A 16,817-nucleotide genomic window follows, 5' to 3' on the forward strand; every position below is an offset into this window, starting at 1 on the left:
GCGACGTATGACAGGTTTCGGTTCGATGGGCAGCCTCTTCTCGCTGCCGGTGCTGATCGCGCTCACTTGCGGAATTGGTGTCGGCGGGGGCCTGGCGCTATTTATCGTCGCCTTGCGCGGGTTGCCCGCCAAGGCCGCGCATGAACGGGCCAAGGCGAGCAAGCGGGCCCAGGACCTGGCCCGGTTCGCCAGCCGCCGTGGTTCCCTGGCTGTCGGTGTCGGATTGCTGACGCTGCTGCTGACCCGGTGGATTGTCCTCGCCCTCGCCGCCGGCGTGCTCGTCCTGGCATGGCACCGCTTCTTCGGCGGCGCGGCCGAAGAGCGAGCTGCGATGAAGAGGGTGGAGGCGCTGGCGGCCTGGACCGAGTCCATGCGGGACACGATTGCCGGCGCGGTGGGCCTGGAGCAGGCGATTCCGGCTTCGGCGCGCGCCGCTGCCCCCGCTCTGCGCCCGCATCTGGATGCCCTGGTGGACCGTCTGCGCGCCCGTACTCCGCTGCCTGCCGCGTTGCAGCAGCTCGCCGACGAGATCGATGACGCGTCCGCGGACATCATCATCGCGGCCCTCATTCTCAATGCCCGCCTGCGGGGCCCCGGGCTGCGCCAGGTCCTTGGTGCGCTGGCGAAATCCGCGCGGGAGGAAGTCGGCATGCGGCAACGGGTGATGGCGCAGCGTGCCAGCACACGACGCAGTGTGCAGATCGTGGTGGGCGTCTCGGTGGCGTTCGTTCTTGGTTTGTCGGTCTTCAACCGGAGTTTCGTCGAGCCGTACGGCACACCGCTCGGGCAGCTCGTCCTGGCGGTGGTGTGCGGACTGTTCGCGCTGGGTTTTGTGTGGCTGCGAAAGCTGTCGCGCGTCGAGACGCCGGACCGTTTCCTGGTCCGGGAGGAGCCGCCCGCCCACCTTACCCGCCCGCAGTCGCCGCGGGCCCCACTCGGGCCTGACGGCTCTCGGTCGGACAGCATTCGGCCTGGGAAGGGGGCGGTTCAGCGATGACGCTGATGGTGCTGATCGGCGCGGTTTTCGGGCTGGGCGTCTATCTGCTCGTGCGTGCTCTGCTGCCCTCCCGGCGCGGAGCCGTGGCGACGGTGGCCAGAGTCGATGCGCTGCGCTCTCGTGGTGCCGTGCACGCTCCGATCCGTGCGTCCGCTCCGGTGACCGGTCGGCTGGCACCGCTGCGTGCTCGGGTGGGGGCTCGGGTGGCCGCCTTCTACTTGCAGCAGGGGTGGGAGCTGCGGTCGCTGCGCGCGGACCTGGCGGTTCTCGACCGCGGCTGGGAATCGTTCCTGGCCACGAAGGTGCTGCTGGCCTCGTGCGGACTGTTCTTCGGACCGCTCGTCTTCGCCGCCCTGTGGGCGGCAGGAATGGGCAGCAGCGCGGCCATCCCCATCTGGCTGGCCCTGCTGTCCGCCGCCATCTTCTTCGTACTGCCTGATCTGGAGATCCGGCGGGACGCGGCTGATCGGCGGCGGGACCTGCGTCGTGTGATCGGCGCCTACCTCGACCTGGTGGCCATGAACCTCGCCGGCGGGCGCGGTCTGCCCGAGGCGCTGATGGCGGCGGCCGAGGTGGGCGACGGATGGGCGCTGAGAAGGGTCCGCAACTGCCTCGCCGATGCGCGGATCACCGGTACGAGCCAGTGGGAAGCACTGGGGCAGCTCGGCGAGGAACTCGGCGTGGAGGAACTGCGCGACCTAGCCGCGTCGTTGGGTCTTGTGGCGGACGACGGGGCAAAGGTCCGCGAGTCTCTGGCGTCGAGGGCGGAGACCATGCGGCAGCGCGAGCTCGCGGAGATCGAGGGAGGAGCGGGCGAGAAGTCGCAGTCCATGCTCGTGGCCCAACTCCTCCTCTGCGCCGCGTTCTTGGTCTTCCTCGTTTTTCCAGCGGCGATCCGCGTATTCCAGATGTAACGATGGCAATCACCAATTTCAAGGGGGACTCCTGATATGAGCAAGCTCGGCTTCAGTCATCCGGCCGTCGACTTCCTGGTCACCTTTTTGCAGGGCCGGCTGGAGCGCGCCCGCTCCGACGACAAGGACCGCGGGGTATCCGCTGTCGAATGGGTGATCATCTCTGCGGTCGTCGTCGCGATCGTCGGCGTGGTCGCCTTCATCATCAACAACGCGCTCAAGAGCGGTGCGACGAAGGTCGGCAACTGCATCAAGGGCGCCTCGGCCAGCAAGACCTGCTGAATCACCCCGCAATGAACCGATTCCGGCAGGGGTTTCGACGCTTCGTACGCCGCAGAACGCAGGCAGCCACCACGCAGCGCGATGCGGGTATGTCCGCGATCGAGTTCGTGGTACTGACCCCTGTCCTTTTCTTCATGATTTTCGCGACGGTGCAGTTCGCCCTGTACTTCTTCGCCGATCATGTGGCACAAGCGGCAGCCCAGGCCGGAGCGCGCGACGCCCGTGCCGAGGCGGACGACAATCCCGGCGGCTGGCGGGGCAAGGCAACGACCAAGGCCAACAGCTACATCAAGCAGCTCGGGCCACAGCTGCTCATCGAGCCACACGTCAATCCGGTCCGGCCGGAAGCGAACACGGTCGGAGTGGAGATCACAGCCCGCGTGCCGAACATCTTCCCCGGTCTCAATTTCACCGTCCATGCGCGGTCGCAGGGGCCGGTCGAGCGTTTCGTGCCGGAAAGGGGCTGACCGGTCGTGGGTACGCACATACGACGCCTCGGTGCCGACGCGGATCAGGGCATATCGTCCATCGAGGTGGTGATCCTCGCACCGATCATCATCCTGTTCATCCTGGTGCTGGTCGCCTTCGGGCAGCTCGTCGACGGCCGCGGCGCCGTGGACGGTGCGGCACGCGATGCCGCACGCGCCGGATCGATCCAGCGAGACGCGCCGGTCGCCATGAGCGAAGCGAGGAAGGCGGCCGCAGCCGACCTGACAGACGTCTGCTCGGGATCGGTCACCGTCCGCAAGACCAGCGCGGGCTTCAAGGCCGGCGGGCTCTTCACGGTGGAAGTCAGCTGCGAGATCCGGGCGCTGGGCATGCTCGGCCTGAACATCCCCACCCACCTCACCGGCCGCTCCAGCTCGCCCCTCGATCCGTTCCGGAGAGCCGGATGAGAGCCTCCAACCGCCACACCGTCCTGCGCGCCCTTACCTTCGGCCGTGCCCGACCATGGGACGACCGCGGCTCCGGCAGCGCCGCGGCGATCATCTTCGCCGTGCTGTTCATGGCCCTGGCCGCCTTCGTCATCGACGGCGGGCTGTCCATCTCCCAGCGCGAACGCGCCGCCGATATCGCCGAGCAGGCTGCCCGATACGCCGCGCAGGACATCGACCAGGAAGCTCTGCGCAGCACCGGCGAAGCCCGCATCAACTATCAGAACTGCGGTCGTCGGGTGGCCGCCTACGCCCGCGAGGTCGGCCTGACCGGACCCGACGTCGCCGCCTCCCGCTGCCTGAACGCCAACGCGCAACGGGTCGAGGTCGACATCCAGCTCACCTACCGGCCCGTATTGACGGGACTCTTCTACGACGGAGCGATCACCGTGCACGGAACCTCCACCGCCGAGTCACGCACCGGCTGAGCCCCACCCGCCGTCCACACCGATCACGATCCACGGGAGCAGCAAGCATGGCCGGACACACCCCCTACACCACCCCACAGCCCAGGCCGCTGCCCCGCCACACCCGCACCGCCGGCGACATCCTCAAGGCCGCACTCGCCGCACTTGCACTGCTGGCTCTCCTGATCGCCGTACCCGCCGCGCTCGTCTACTTCGTCGGCTGGCCGCTCCCCGATTCCCTCCCGTCCCTGTCCACCCTCCAGCAGCCGATCACCCTGACGACGTTCATCGACGTCCTCACCGTCGTCGTCTGGCTCGCCTGGGCGCAGTTCACCGCCTGCGTCTTCGTCGAGGTCAAAGCCGCGCTGTCCGGTGTCGGGCTGCCCACCCAGATCCCTGGCGCGGGCCCCAGCCAGCTCATGGCCCGCCAGCTCATCGCCGCTCTGCTGCTGCTCAGCGCGTCCGCGGCCAGTCTCGCTCCCAGCCTCTCCGGGCCGAGCCCGAGGTTCGACGCCCCGCCCCGCAACGCGACGACCGCGACGGCGCAGCAGACGCCAGGACAGCAGCACCGAAGCGAGCAGGCCTCGCACCGAACGGCGGCCCGCGAAGGACGGCACACCGCGGAGGGCTCCGGCGTCAAGGGCACTGCGACGCCTCACAAGGGCGCCAAGTCGACGAAGTTCTACCGGATCCAGCCCCCCGAAGGCCGCCACCACGACTCCCTGTGGGAAATCGCCCAGCGCCACCTTGACGACGGCCGCCGTTACAAGGAGATCTACGAGCTCAACAAGGACCGCCTCCAGCCGGATGGATCCCGTCTCTCCCTGGCCAGCCTGATCCGCCCCGGCTGGATCGTCGAGATGCCCGGCGACGCACACGGCGGTGACCTCGTCGAGATGCCCGACGAGGCTCCCAAGGTCGACCCCGAGGTACGCGAGCAGATCACCGCGTACGAGAAGACCAGCACTACCAAGGCCCCTCATCACGGCGAGAACGATCAGCACGGTGGGCAACAGGCACAACAAGGGAAACAGGCAGACCAGGGAAATCAGCAGCCCGCCGAGCACGTCACTCCGCCTGCGCCGTCACACGCCTCCCCCGCGCACCGCCCGACCGCCCCGGCGCCCTCCGCCACCGTCCAGGACACACCGGCCATCGGACTGCCCGAGGCGCTGCTCGCCGCACCGCTGCTCGCCGCCGGGCTCCTGGCCGCGCTCGGCCGACGGCGCCGTACCGCGCTGTGGGACGCGGCGGCGCGTGCCGTCCACCCGGGCCGGCACCGCATCCCGGTCCCGACCGGGCCGGCAGCCAACGCCCAAGACGCCCTCCTGGTCGGCGCCGACCCCGAGGCCGTACGCCATCTCGACCTCGCCCTGCGCGGCCTGACCATGTCCCTGACCGAGGCCGGGCGCACGCTGCCCACCATCTACGCCGCCTGGCTCACCGACACCGAGCTCCATCTGCAGCTCACCCACGCTGCGGGCCAGCCCCCGGCCCCCTGGACACTGGGCCAAAACGACATGTACTGGCGCCTGGAACGCGCCGCCGTGCCCCAGCTCCGGCAGGAGGACGGCACCGCAGCCCCGTACCCCGGTCTGGTCAGCCTCGGCACTCTGAACGGCGCACGCCTGCTCCTCAACCTCGAGTCGGTCCCGGGAATCGTCGCGCTCACGGGCACCCCCACAGCCCGTACCGCCGTCCTCGCCTCCATCGCCGCAGAGCTCGCCACCAACGGCTGGTCCGACCGCATGACCGTCACGCTCGTCGGCTTCGGTGACAAGCTCCCCGCGCTCGCGCCCACCCGGCTCCGCCACCTCCCCGACGTAGAAGCTCTGGTCGAAACCATGAACGCGGAGACCGAACACCGTCGCCGCGCCCTGGCAGCCGCCGGCCACGACACGGTGCTCATCGGACGCACAGGCCGCACACAGCACGCGCAATCGGCGCCGCACCTCGTTCTCCTCGGCTGCGAGCCCACCCCCGATCAAGCCCAGCAGCTCGCTACACTCGCCGCCGATTCCGGTCGGCTCGGCATCGGCTATCTCCTCGCAACGGCCCAGACAGATCTACCGGGCGCCAACTGGCAACTGGAGATCACCCCCGAAGGCCGACTCGTAGCCCCGCTCCTCGGCCTTGACCTGGAGGCGCAGCTGCTCCCCGCCGATCAGCACGACGCCATCGTCCAGCTCTTCACCCAGGCCACGCCGTCCGACGACGGCCCCGACCCGTCCGCGCCCGCCCCCGCCATCGACATCACCGGTCCCAACCCGCCGGCCGTCTACGCCCGCATCATCGGCCCGTACGACATCCGCGGACTCGACACGCCCCAAGCCGAACGCAGCGCGCTCCTTCACGAAGGTCTGGCGCTCCTCCTGCTTCACCGCGAGGGCGTCCACCCCCGTGTCCTGGCTTCGGCGCTGTGGCCTCGCGGAGTAACCCAGGACGTGGTCGACGCATTCATCGCCCGGCTCCGCACATGGCTGGGCAGCGACCCCGATGGTGCCATCCGCCTGACCACCGACTCCACCGGCCGACTGAAGCTGACCTCCTCCGTCGTATCCGACTGGGACGTCCTCCAGGCCCTCCACGAACAGGCCAACACCGGCCCCGGCGCGAGTGTGCCTGCCGTCCGCGAACGATTCCTCACCGACGCCCTCGCCCTGGCCCGCGGCCCCCTCCTCGCCGACCGGCCCGAAGGCCGCTACGCCTGGCTCGCCAACGAGATCGTCGACGGCCAACTGCGCCTGCTCATCGCCGACACCGCTCTCGCCCTCGCCACCCACCACCAAGAGAGCAACAACCCACAGGCGGCATCAACCGCCCTCGAAGCGGCCCTGGCCACGGCCCCCAACGACGAACGCCTGTGGCACGAACTCCTCAGAGCCGTACACGCAACCAGCGACACAGCACGTCTGGAGGCCGTCACCCGGCGCCTGCTCGCCCACCACAACCCCGCGCGGGGCCTCCCGCCACAGACGCAGGCTCTTCTCGACGAACTCATGCCCGCGTGGAATGCACGGACTGCGAACTGACCTCGGCGGCACATATGAAAGAGTCCGCGCTGGCACGGGGGACCAGCGCGGACTACGAGTACTCTCTCTGACGTTTGTCCGCTTTCGTGGCTGCCCCGACCATTCCGGCCACTTTCTGCTGCTGGGGTCCTGCGCACTCTCTGCACAGGGCTCAGGTAGTCCAAGCCCCGAAAGCCACCCCTGCCAAGGCCCCGAGCAACATAAAGGGGCCGAAAGCAATTGCCGACCGCCTCGTGGCACGACGCAGAATCATCAGTCCCACCCCGTACAGCGCAGCAAGACAGAACGCCACCAGGGTTCCCAGAAACAGGGTGGGCCAGCCATACCAGCCCAAGAGAGCGCCGACAGAGAGCGCCAGCTTGACATCCCCGAGCCCCATGCCCGACGGGTTGATGAGAAACATGACGAAGTACAAGGCCGCCAGCACGATGCTTCCTCCTGCGGCCGTGGCCCAGCTCCCATGGTGACCCGGCAATAGCGCGACGATGCCGAGGAGCGCCACCGTCCCGCCCGCGACCGGCAACGTCAATACGTCCGGAAGGCGATGTACGGCTGCGTCAATCAGCCCGAGAAGGACGCCAAACGGTGTGACCATCATGCAGACCACCGACTCCGGCCTCATACCCACAACAGCAGTCAGCAGAGCACACGCCAGCGCGGATATCGCAGGTGCGACAACCAACCTTCGGCCATATCGACATGGGCTCCCCTTCGGTTGCTTGCCGCCGTCATCAACCGGCGACCCAGTCGCCGTGCACCGGCCCAACCCAACCCAGCCATTTCCCCAGCCAGTTATCGCATGACCTCGCGGGCAATGACTCCGCCAACGCTGTGATGCCTCGACGGCGAGTCGGTAGGCCGGCCGCGGTACGAGCAATCCTGCTGCCCCGCCGAAGGCAACACTGAGGACAATCAGCGCCAATTCCACGTCGGCACGGTAGCCGATGCAAGCCGCGCAGCCTCACCACGGAGGCTCTCTTGGCTTCAGTGACGCGCACGGATCGTGGCGCCCACGCCCGGTGTCCTCACCGCAGGACTGAGTATCAACACTCAAGACGCCTTGCTGACAGCGAACAGAGGATGGAGCTCGGTCTTCTCAAGAGACGCATCAACCGGCTAGAGGAAGCAGTCGCCCATGAACATCAGGCCCTTCGACCCGCCTTCACCCACCGACTGTCCACCGTTGCCGCCTGAACTGAAACGGACAGCCGCCATACGACCACACGCCGCCTGGTATACGGTGCCGGCTGCGTTGTGGTGCTTGGGGCTGCTGAGCGCCGCCTTGGGTGTGACGTACGGACTTCTCCTGGACGTCGGTAACTACCTGGTGTGTGACATCACACCCGATTGTGCGGCGACGCCGCACGAGCCGGAATACCGGGAACCCGCCTGGCCGCGAACACCGTTCATCCTGGCTGGAACCCTTTTAGCCTTGGCACTCGCAGCGTTCGGGCCGCTTCTCATTGCACGGCGCCGCATCAGGCGTAGGCGCCCGACCCCAGCGCAGGCGCTCGCGACAGCACGTCCTGACACCCTCAGCGCGCTGAAGGCTGTCATGCCAGGCGTCGAGGTCAACGAGGCAGGGGACTCGGACATCAACTGCGGTGGTCCCGACTTCATCGACAGCAAGGACGCAAGCAAGATCCGTTCCAGGGTCCACTACGAGGTTGTCGGGGACACTTCGGACCACCGCTCCCCCGGCGAGCTGGTCGATCAGGCCGTCGGGCACCTCAAGAGCAAGGGCTGGAAGGTTGAGCGGAAAACGTGCGCCGCTGATGACATGTCGACCACCCTGTCCAAGACAGGCGTCGCGGGAATAGCCAGCATCGCCGCAAAACGCTTCACCCTCAGGTCGGGCAAGGACGTGCCGATCCTCAACATCCTGGTAATGACCGACTGCCTGCCCAACCCCGACTGGAAGCGGTGAGCTGAGGTCCATGCCGACTAGATAGAACTATTTATCATTCTTCTTCCTGTTGCATCGAGAAAGTGCCGCGCGTCCGCCGCAAGAGTGTGAAGCCGTTCAGCTTCGGTTGCCATGACAAACCACCCTTCCTTGTCGAGCAGTTGGGCTCACACTGCCCAATCACCCTCGATCTACAGCACCGTCGGCCGCGCCATCATCACCACAAGGCGCGCACGTCGTGGGCAGGGTAGGCAGGGCTGAGCCCAGCAGGCCGCCGATATCCGACGGACTTCAGATGGGCCGCCATCTGCATATCCAAGTCGTCGAACCATTCCGCATGGGACAGGCCCGCGGGCGGGCCAGTGACCGCTCCGAGCCCCGCAGCCGCCGTTGCCCAGTCCTCTCCTGGGGGCCAAATTCCTCTCAGTTCAGCGAGTTCGCGCCACGCCGCGGCGATCCGGAAGTCCTCTATCGCTTCCAGGTGTTCCCCGAAGCCCACTGTGTCGCCCGTAGGGGCATCGTCCCGTCCGGTAAGTCTGGTGACCAGCACCGACAGGTTGGGGCACTGCTCCCGCCACTCCCACGGGCTGTCGGGAGGCGCTGGTTCGACCCGGTAGCCGTCGTTCTCGTACGCCGCCAGGTACGGGATCACCGCCAGGAGACAGTCCACCCGGACCTTGCCACGGGGTGGGATGATAGGCGGCATCGTGGCAAGGCACGCACTGACATCCCAGTGGTTGATGCCGAGGTGCACGACTTCGGCAATTTCCCGAGCGGCGCGGAACGGCCGTCCGGGGTAGTGCACGGCCACCCTCAAATAGCTCCGCATACCGCGGGACGGTGCCTCCTCAGAGTCGACAAAACACTCCTCGGCCGGCACCGGCACTGAACGGTATGCCTGGAGCAGCTGCCGCAACTCGGGGAGCCACTCGGCACCGGGCGCGAAAATGTCGGGCTGAGTCACCAACTCACCCGCCGGAGGCTGCGAGCAAGGCCTTGGCGCGCAGGAACAGGTCATCGTCCTCCATGCGCACGGCCTTCTCCGTCATGTCGTCGACGAGTCGACGAAGCAGTTTCAGCCACTCAGCTGTGAAGACAGCGGCGTCGACGGTGAGTTCGCTTCGTTCGTTGAGAAGGAACTCATAGCTTCCGACGACGCTGGACCAGCGGGAGTCGATGATGAGTTGGGCGCCATCCCGTCGGATCCACCATTCGGCGAAGAAGGAGGAGGCTCCTGTGGTCACATGAGACTCGGTGAATTCGGGGTCCTGAAGACCCTCCAGCAGCTCAACGATGTCCCAGATGAAGACACGGAGATCTTCGCTGTAATTGACAACCACCGGAATCCGATTCCACGAAAGGATCAGGTACTCCGTGTCAGGCGGGTAGATAATTCCGATTGCCTCCGCGAAATCGTCAGGAATTTCTTCCACTTCCAGGAGTGTCGGCTTGCCAGTCTGGATCCAGAAGCTCATCAATATCCCTATCTCTTGAATGGGTATGCGTGGATCTTACCGTTCGGATAGACCTTCACGAAAATTGAATCAGGCTTGACTATCTGAACGGCACCTGTGTCATCCAGTTCATATTGGATGCACGTGTTGCCCTCGGGCAGTTTGAATATGCCTTGGTTCCTGGGGCCGAGTTCAGCACCCTTCTCTGTCGCGAAATGAACATCGGCCGGACTTCCGAACTGTCCTTGCGGCTTTCCTTCCTTTTCCAGACGCGCCGGCCCCTCCGTCCAGTCGATCCCGTGCTTCTTGCCCGACAGCAGGTCCTGCTCCGGCTTGTACTTCTTCCCGTCCCTCTCGATGCCCTTTTTTACCTCGGTGATCTGCTTGTTCTTGCTGAGCTTGGCCAGCTCCTCCTGGTTCTTCGTGAAGGCTTCCTGCTCTTCCGAGGAGACCGGCCGCGGCTCCGGGCCGCCTCCAGAGGATCCCCGACTGCCGCTCCTGTCCCAGGCGTTGTCGACGCCGCCTTCGGACATCTGGGTCATGAAGTCGCCGAATCCGCCGGCCGCGAGGGTGGCTCCGCTGGTGAAGACGGCGGCCCCCGCGACGTTCACGGGAATCCCGACCGCGGCACCGGCACCTGTGCCGTCAAGCGCGAAACCGCCTACCTCCATGCCTCCGCCCGCGGCCATGAGGAAAGTGCCCAGCGCCATCGATCCAGCATCAAGGATGCTGCGCCAGTTGAAGACGGAGGACATGAAGTCGCCAACGTCCTCGATACCGTTTTTGATGGGGTCTGTTATGTATTGCTGGAACCACCCCTTCTTCTCGGGTTTGGCCGGTGGCTGTGGGGTGATCCCGTTGAACGCATCCATCGGCGTGATTCCCTGACCGAAGCCATGCTTCTCAACCGCCTCGTCAACCATTGTGCAGCGGTGCCGCATTTCCTTGGCGATTGATGGCAGTTCGCTCTGCAGAGACCCTGGTAGCAGGACACCGGGACCGAACATCCCATAGGAGTTGGCGCCACGGAAGGCTCCTTGCCCAAACTGCTGTACAACCGCAAGGTCAGGGCTGTGAGTGGCCTTCTGCCCCGGATCCAGTGCTTCTTGGGCCTCCATGAGAATTCCGGAGACCTCTCGGTGCAGAGCGGCAGCACCGCTGCCGGCCGAGTCCAAGTCCCTGGCCAGCTTACGGACCTTGGCCAGATCGAGCCCAACGAATGCCATCAGTGCCCTCCTCGCTTGCCCCTGGCGCGTTCTTCCAAACGCTCGGCCTCTTTCTCCCAGCGTCCGGCGTCGGCGGTCAGGTCTGCGGCCATCCGCTGCAAGTCGGCCTTGCGCTGTTTGAGGGTGGCGATGGTGTTGGTGGCGTAGGGGCCGCTCCAGATGAGTCCATCGCCATACCCGGTAGCCTGCTTCACCTCTCGGTCAAGAAAGGTGCCCATAGCGCGAGCCGCGGTGCGAGCACGTCGGGCGCACGAGCGCAATGTCTCTGCGCGCTTCTTCAACTCGCCGGGCGCATCATGGTTGATCAACAGTCTGCTCCCCCCTGTCCCCTTGGCCGTTCTACTAGGCCTTTTCAAAGGCCACTTGTCCATAGCTCCGGGCCTCCTTCGCCCGACCCGACGGACCGTCATTGACAAGCCTCACAGGCCGATGGGCCAGCACTTGACACGTTCAGCCCTTGCTCCCTCGCAACTTGCCCCTTGAATCGTGCAGCTCAGGTGGAAACGCCGAGCTATCAGGGGCCTCCACAGCTGACCCTTTCCACCGCTGGCCGGGCGCCCATACGCCACCGGTTCCTTCGCCAACTCCTGCTCCAACACGCTGACGGTCCGCACACCCCAGCAAGGACACCGTTCAGCCCGGACTTGGTTGCGGCCTAAAGGACTGCAACTGGGCACTCTCGTAACGTCGGTGGGCTGATGGGCGATGCGCGTTCACTTTGAGGGCAGTCGTACGCTAGCGTTCTTGAGGCGGACGGGCTGTCCGCGTAAGCCAGTTACACACGGGGAGGCAATCCATGGCCGGTAACCTCAGCGGTGCCGATCTCGAAGCTCTGCTCAAGTTGTCCCAGAAGTTCAAGACTGACTCGGGCCACCTGCATTCGCTGTTCACCAACTTGAGCAACGAGGCCAACAGCAGCGAGGCGTACTGGACAGGTCGCCTCGCCAACACGTTCCGCGACGAGTGGAAGGCCCTGCAGCCGCACCTCACCAAGATCGTGCAGGTGCTGGAAGACGCCCACAACGCGACGAAGACGCACCATGCCAACATCCAGAAGGCCACGCAGGGCCACTGATCCGGCAGAGTTGCTGAGTTGACGTGCAGCGGCCCGGTGCACCACCTCGTCGGTGGCGTACCGGGCCGCTTCGTTGGTCCAGTGGTTCCCGTCCCCAGCCGAACCCGGCTCAGGCCTCGATGGCCGCTTGAACCGGCGTGAACGCACCGCCGGTGATGAGCAGGCCACGGCCCGTCGGGCCGGCCCCCGTATCTCGAGGGAGACGGATACCGAAGAGCTCACCGGCGTCCGGATTCGGCGCGAGCAGCAATCCATGTCGGCTACGGCGCGCATCAACCAGGAAGCCGCGGTACTGGGACGACATCGTGTCGGCCGCCCCAGCCGCGATGAGTGCGTGATCACCGTCCACACCGGTGCGAAGGACTTCCTCCAGCGCCGTCCCCAAGGGGTCGTCGTAGAGCAACTCGGCATCATCCACGACAACGGCATATCGGCCGTCGACGGTGGCCAGGAGATCGTTGAGGTCCCCCTCGGAAGCCCCCGATCCCAGGACCCCGAGGACTCCCTTCTCGCCTTCCAACTCCCTTAGCGGTGAACGCCTCGGCGTGACCAGCACAACAGGCAGGCCCCGTCGCGTGAGCGAGCGCGCCATCGTGATGAGGGTGGAGGAACGACCCGACTTCGGCGGTCCTGCAATGACGAATCCTGGCCCGGCCTCTGCCAGGTCCACTCCCAGCGGGGCGAGTTCGTCCCCGCCGGCACCGATGAGGGCCCACAGGTCCGAAGGGGGCGTGAAATCGTCCAGGGCCAGGGCTTCGCGTGCCCCGATGCGTATCGGCAAGGCGTCGACCCGCATGGGGCGCAGGTGCTCTGGCGGCCTGACGTACGTGACCGCCGCCTCACGAGCGATCTGCTGCAATGCCTGGACTTGCGCCCGGCCGGACGGGTCGGCTGTGAGCAGCGCGATCTGGCTCTCCTGCACCCCTTCCTCCGTCACCCTCAGCGCCCTTCCCGACGGCATTTCCTTGGGAATGTCCCGCGGCGCCAACCCCGCTGACACGTAGTCGTTGGGGTCTGCGAGTCGCAGCGTCAACCGGTCGGCGAAGGCCGAAGCCACCGTTCCGGACAAGCCACTGCGGTCCGCGGTCATCACGACGCGCAGCCCGACGGCCGGACCTTCACGGAAGAGTCTCTGCATGGCGTCGACCAACTTGCCGTAGTCGTACGACTCGTACGCCGAGACGTACCCTTCCCACGCATCCAGGAGCAGCACCACCCAGGGAAGTCGCTCGCCTTCGGCCGCTGCTGCTCGCTGCTCCGCGGCACTGGAGGCCCCTTGTTGGGCGAGCAGCTGCTGCCTGCGTGAGACCTCCGTTTGGATACGGCCCAGGAGCCGGACAAGGCGATCGGTCTCGTCACGGGTGACAACTCCACCGCAGTGCGGCAGAGCGGTCAGAGGAAGCAGGGCATTTGAACCGCAGTCGACGGCGTAGAGGTGCACGTCGGAGGGAGACGCGGTCTTGGCCAGTGAACCGGCGATGGTGCGCAGAGCTGTGGAGCGTCCGGAGCGCGGACCACCAACGATCAGCACATGCTCACCGTCGACCAGGTCCAGCGCCAGCGGTGCTCTGGCTTGCCGAGCAGGGACGTCGGTGATGCCGTACACGGCGGGCGGCACGTCGGTGTGCGCTTCATCCACGGGCTGCTGCGCATCGGAGATCGTCATGTGCTCGGCCAGCGGGGGCAACCATGGGCTGCGGGGCTCAGTGAAGCCCATCCGCTGTGCCCCGGCGCCGATCGCGTCAACCAGTACGGCCAGGTCGGTCTGGAGCGTGCCGGCGTCTCCGTCGTCCTCCGCCGAGCGCGGCAGGGGCCGCCCGATCGCGCCCCAGGGCAGGGGCTGCGCACTGACCTGGGGCGCGGATGACTGCCCCGGGCGACGGCCACCGATGCGCGCCGACTGTACGGCGACCAGGGCCTGGGCTCCGGATCGTACGTAGGCCCGTCCGGGCATGGACTTGGCGATGCTTCCGGCATCGGGTGCATCGATGATGTCGCTTGACTCATCGGCGCCGGTGACGCGGAGGGCGATGCGAAGGTTCGTGTTGGCCCGGATGTCGGCACTGACGACGCCGGCGGGGCGCTGGGTGGCGAGAATCAGATGCACGCCGAGCGAGCGGCCCCGTCGGGCGATGTCGACCAAACCAGCGATGAAGTCGGGTAGTTCGGCCACTAGTGAGGCGAACTCATCGATGATCAGTACAAGTCTCGGCATCGGCTCCAGCTCGGGCCGCAGCCGGCGGGCGTCGTTGTAGTCCTCGATGTCCTTCGTCGCCGCGTCGAACAGGATGCTCTCGCGCCGGTGCAGCTCCGCCGCGAGTGAGGCGAGTGCCCGCTCCGTCAGATGGGCGTCCAGGTCGCTCACCATGCCGACGGTGTGCGGGAGCCGGGCGCAGTCCTGGAACGCGCTGCCGCCCTTGTAGTCGATGAGTACGAAGTTGAGTGCGTCGGGGCGGTTGTGAACGGCGAGCGACGTGATGATGGTCTGGAGCAGCTCGGACTTACCTGCGCCAGTGGTGCCGGCGACGAGCGCGTGGGGTCCATCGGTGCGGATGTCCAGGGTGAACGGACCGTCTGCCCCGATACCGATCGGCACGCGCGTGGTGGAGCCGCCGCGACGCCAGACGAGCTCGACGGACTCCCCTGTCGGGTCCGGCATCCCAAGCAGGGTGAGCAGCCGGGCCGAGGTGGGCAGGGCGCTGTCGGCGTCGTCGCGGCTCACGTCCCGTACAGGCGCGAGCGACCGGGCGACGAGCTCGCACCAGCTGTTGGAGACCTGGTCGGCGAGAATCTCGCCCAGACTCTCGAGCCCCGCGCCGCGCAGGTGGACGCGGCTGGTCGAGCCGGGGGCCCAGCAGATGACGGCCCGGCACTCCTCGGGAAGCAGGCGTTCGTCCTCGTCCAGACACAGCGCGTACATGCCGTACAGCGGTCCCTCTTGGAGAAGCTGAGGGACGCCGGGCATGCGGCGGAGCAGGCGTGCGCCGTCCAGGACGATCAGGGTGTACGGGTCCGGACGCAGTGCTGTCGCGGCACCCACCTGAGAGGTGGTGGCCTTACGCCGATTGAGTTCGTTCAGCAACTCGTTGACCCTGCGGCCAATGGTCTCGGAGTCCGCGCCAACCAGGGCAACACAGTCCTGGCCTTGCTGCGGCACGGCATGGGGCAGCCAGTGGGCCCACCTCCACCCCTCGTCGGTGTCGGGAGCCGAAGACAGAATCACCACGGAGAGGTCACGCGGGCTGTGGAGGACGGCCGCCTGGGTGGTGAACCAACGGGCAGTGGCGAGCGTTCTGGTCCGTGGCCCCGCGAGCCCCACCACACCGAGTGACGTGAACGGCAGAGGCACCGGCACGTCGTGCACGATCGGAGGCTTGGGCGGCTCTGCATCGGGTTGTGCTCCGGCAGCGGCAACCAGCTCGATATCCGCCGCTACGTCAGCGACCCCAACCCGGAGCAGTAGAGCATCGGGGTCCGTGATGCGTCGTTCCCACAGGCGACGGCGGGGCCCCGTGGCCATCAGCAGAATTTCGGCGGCGTCGGGGAACGCGCTGCGCCGTGCCTGTTGGTCGAGTGCGCTCAGCCTGCCGAGCTCTTTCTCGTGTTCGGCCTTCGCCGCCTTGTACTCCTTGAGCGAGGTGCGGTTCTTCTTCTTTCCTCGGCGAGCCTCACTGATCCACTCAGCGAACATCATGATGGGCGTCATCGCACAGAACAGGAGTGTGTAGACCTGTTTGGTCATGAAGTACATGGCCACACCGAAGATCGCCGGGAGGATTGACGCGATCAGCTGGAAGCGTGCGCGCTCGGCCTTCGAGGGCGGCTGTGGCACGACGAGGCGGGGCCGTGGCGGCAGGGACGAGAGCCTGGGCGGCCGGTTGTAGGCGAGTCCGCCCTCTCCCATGACCGACAGGTGGGCATCCGGTTCGTCGGGGGTGTCGAGGACGAAGAGCGAGGAACCGGCCTTGGCCAAAGCCCCAAGTGGCCAGTCCTGCTCCGCGTCCACCGGCTTGTTGTCGAGGAGAACGGTGGCGCCGGGTTGTGGCACCAGCCTCGTCTTTCCCTGCATGTCGACGGTGATGGTGAGTGCTGTGGCAGGCAGATCGGGGTCCGGTACCGACATGGTGTTGGCCTGGGCCGAACCGATCGACGTGGCGCCGATCGTGAGACGGGCGACGCGGCCGGCGCCGGGGCCACCAGTGACCTGGAGTTCATAGCGGCCGGAGGGTTCGACTGCGCGGAGATAGGGGCCGATTGCGTCGTCGGTGGATATCCTCATGCCGTCGCGGAGCAGGTTGCTTATCACTTCCTCCGGCGGACAGAGGTGGCCGTCGGCCCACAGGGAAGGCGCAGTTGTAGCGGCTTGCTGTTGCGGGAAGAGGTTCACGACGGACGACTTGATGGGCGACTGGACGGCCGGTTGAGTCGACAGGTCGTCCAGGGCGGTGGCGACGTCGGCTGCGGTCGCCTTGTCGTCCACCGTGAGCACCACGTCCTGCGGCTCGCCGCCCTGCCGGATCACGGTCACCGTTACGCGCATGGGTCGCATTCCTCCCCGTAGGCCCGTACGGACCCGTCCTCGCATACGT

General features: G+C 66.6%; 15 protein-coding genes. 9 read left to right on the forward strand and 6 right to left on the reverse strand.

The genetic code is table 11. The features are described 5' to 3' along the window. The first annotated feature begins 7 nt into the window (after window positions 1-7). Genes SNA_RS26815 through SNA_RS26845 form a run of 7 tightly spaced genes read left to right on the forward strand, consistent with a single transcriptional unit; the run spans window position 8 to window position 6,567 of the window. Window positions 8-997: a type II secretion system F family protein gene (locus SNA_RS26815; RefSeq protein ID WP_030063078.1), complete on the forward strand. Its 990-nt coding sequence runs from the start codon at window positions 8-10 to the stop codon at window positions 995-997. Continuing rightward, entirely contained in the window at window positions 994-1,911 is a 918-nt protein-coding gene (locus SNA_RS26820) for a type II secretion system F family protein (RefSeq protein ID WP_030063077.1), read from the forward strand. Before SNA_RS26815 ends, SNA_RS26820 begins: the two co-directional genes overlap by 4 nt. A 36-nt stretch (window positions 1,912-1,947) precedes the next feature. After that, window positions 1,948-2,193, forward strand: coding sequence for a hypothetical protein (locus SNA_RS44320; RefSeq protein ID WP_030063076.1), 246 nt, complete (start codon window positions 1,948-1,950; stop codon window positions 2,191-2,193). A gap of 11 nt (window positions 2,194-2,204) precedes the next feature. After that, window positions 2,205-2,660: a TadE family protein gene (locus tag SNA_RS44325; protein WP_044367080.1), complete on the forward strand. Its 456-nt coding sequence runs from the start codon at window positions 2,205-2,207 to the stop codon at window positions 2,658-2,660. 6 nt (window positions 2,661-2,666) lie between these two features. Continuing rightward, window positions 2,667-3,089, forward strand: coding sequence for a TadE/TadG family type IV pilus assembly protein (locus tag SNA_RS26835; RefSeq protein ID WP_044367081.1), 423 nt, complete (start codon window positions 2,667-2,669; stop codon window positions 3,087-3,089). Then, window positions 3,086-3,556 carry a TadE/TadG family type IV pilus assembly protein gene (locus SNA_RS26840; RefSeq protein ID WP_030063073.1) on the forward strand — a complete coding sequence of 157 codons (471 nt, stop codon included), beginning with the start codon at window positions 3,086-3,088 and terminating at the stop codon, window positions 3,554-3,556. Before SNA_RS26835 ends, SNA_RS26840 begins: the two co-directional genes overlap by 4 nt. A 47-nt stretch (window positions 3,557-3,603) precedes the next feature. Then, entirely contained in the window at window positions 3,604-6,567 is a 2,964-nt protein-coding gene (locus SNA_RS26845) for a BTAD domain-containing putative transcriptional regulator (RefSeq protein ID WP_030063072.1), read from the forward strand. 151 nt (window positions 6,568-6,718) lie between these two features. Here SNA_RS26845 and SNA_RS45060 read toward each other — a convergent pair whose 3' ends face one another. Next, window positions 6,719-7,165, reverse strand: coding sequence for a prepilin peptidase (locus SNA_RS45060; protein ID WP_338059819.1), 447 nt, complete (start codon window positions 7,163-7,165; stop codon window positions 6,719-6,721). 537 nt (window positions 7,166-7,702) lie between these two features. Here SNA_RS45060 and SNA_RS42810 point away from each other — a divergent pair. Continuing rightward, a complete protein-coding gene (locus SNA_RS42810; protein WP_157880109.1) occupies window positions 7,703-8,494 on the forward strand; it encodes a hypothetical protein in 792 nt (263 codons plus the stop codon). Window positions 8,495-8,690: 196 nt separating this feature from the next. Here SNA_RS42810 and SNA_RS26860 read toward each other — a convergent pair whose 3' ends face one another. The 4 genes from SNA_RS26860 to SNA_RS38915 are packed head-to-tail and all read right to left on the reverse strand — an operon-like array spanning window position 8,691 to window position 11,461. Further along, window positions 8,691-9,437, reverse strand: coding sequence for a hypothetical protein (locus SNA_RS26860; protein ID WP_157880110.1), 747 nt, complete (start codon window positions 9,435-9,437; stop codon window positions 8,691-8,693). A 4-nt stretch (window positions 9,438-9,441) separates the two neighbouring features. Next, window positions 9,442-9,948, reverse strand: a complete 507-nt coding sequence (locus SNA_RS26865) for a hypothetical protein (protein ID WP_030063068.1) — start codon at window positions 9,946-9,948, stop codon at window positions 9,442-9,444. Between the two features lie 8 nt (window positions 9,949-9,956). Beyond that, window positions 9,957-11,153 carry a hypothetical protein gene (locus SNA_RS26870; protein ID WP_157880111.1) on the reverse strand — a complete coding sequence of 399 codons (1,197 nt, stop codon included), beginning with the start codon at window positions 11,151-11,153 and terminating at the stop codon, window positions 9,957-9,959. Beyond that, a complete protein-coding gene (locus SNA_RS38915) occupies window positions 11,153-11,461 on the reverse strand; it encodes a hypothetical protein (protein ID WP_030063066.1) in 309 nt (102 codons plus the stop codon). The genes SNA_RS26870 and SNA_RS38915 overlap by 1 nt, the downstream gene beginning before the upstream one ends. A gap of 488 nt (window positions 11,462-11,949) precedes the next feature. Here SNA_RS38915 and SNA_RS26880 point away from each other — a divergent pair, with 488 nt between their 5' ends. Continuing rightward, window positions 11,950-12,228, forward strand: coding sequence for a WXG100 family type VII secretion target (locus SNA_RS26880; RefSeq protein WP_030063065.1), 279 nt, complete (start codon window positions 11,950-11,952; stop codon window positions 12,226-12,228). A 109-nt stretch (window positions 12,229-12,337) separates the two neighbouring features. Here the strand turns inward: SNA_RS26880 and SNA_RS26885 are convergent, their stop codons facing one another. Continuing rightward, window positions 12,338-16,768 carry an FtsK/SpoIIIE domain-containing protein gene (locus SNA_RS26885; protein ID WP_030063064.1) on the reverse strand — a complete coding sequence of 1,477 codons (4,431 nt, stop codon included), beginning with the start codon at window positions 16,766-16,768 and terminating at the stop codon, window positions 12,338-12,340. Between the last annotated feature and the right edge of the window lie 49 nt (window positions 16,769-16,817).

The sequence above is a fragment of the Streptomyces natalensis ATCC 27448 genome (assembly GCF_000935125.1).
In the GTDB taxonomy this organism is placed as follows: Bacteria; Actinomycetota; Actinomycetes; order Streptomycetales; family Streptomycetaceae; genus Streptomyces; species Streptomyces natalensis.

Coding starts and splice junctions, on each gene's coding strand:
- SNA_RS26815 (WP_030063078.1), top strand. CDS start 8: ATGACAGGTTTCGGTTCGATGGGCAGCCTCTTCTCGCTGCCGGTGCTG.
- SNA_RS26820 (WP_030063077.1), top strand. CDS start 994: ATGACGCTGATGGTGCTGATCGGCGCGGTTTTCGGGCTGGGCGTCTAT.
- SNA_RS44320 (WP_030063076.1), top strand. CDS start 1,948: ATGAGCAAGCTCGGCTTCAGTCATCCGGCCGTCGACTTCCTGGTCACC.
- SNA_RS44325 (WP_044367080.1), top strand. CDS start 2,205: ATGAACCGATTCCGGCAGGGGTTTCGACGCTTCGTACGCCGCAGAACG.
- SNA_RS26840 (WP_030063073.1), top strand. CDS start 3,086: ATGAGAGCCTCCAACCGCCACACCGTCCTGCGCGCCCTTACCTTCGGC.
- SNA_RS26845 (WP_030063072.1), top strand. CDS start 3,604: ATGGCCGGACACACCCCCTACACCACCCCACAGCCCAGGCCGCTGCCC.
- SNA_RS45060 (WP_338059819.1), bottom strand. CDS start 7,165: ATGATGGTCACACCGTTTGGCGTCCTTCTCGGGCTGATTGACGCAGCC.
- SNA_RS42810 (WP_157880109.1), top strand. CDS start 7,703: ATGAACATCAGGCCCTTCGACCCGCCTTCACCCACCGACTGTCCACCG.
- SNA_RS26865 (WP_030063068.1), bottom strand. CDS start 9,948: ATGAGCTTCTGGATCCAGACTGGCAAGCCGACACTCCTGGAAGTGGAA.
- SNA_RS26870 (WP_157880111.1), bottom strand. CDS start 11,153: ATGGCATTCGTTGGGCTCGATCTGGCCAAGGTCCGTAAGCTGGCCAGG.
- SNA_RS26880 (WP_030063065.1), top strand. CDS start 11,950: ATGGCCGGTAACCTCAGCGGTGCCGATCTCGAAGCTCTGCTCAAGTTG.
- SNA_RS26885 (WP_030063064.1), bottom strand. CDS start 16,768: ATGCGCGTAACGGTGACCGTGATCCGGCAGGGCGGCGAGCCGCAGGAC.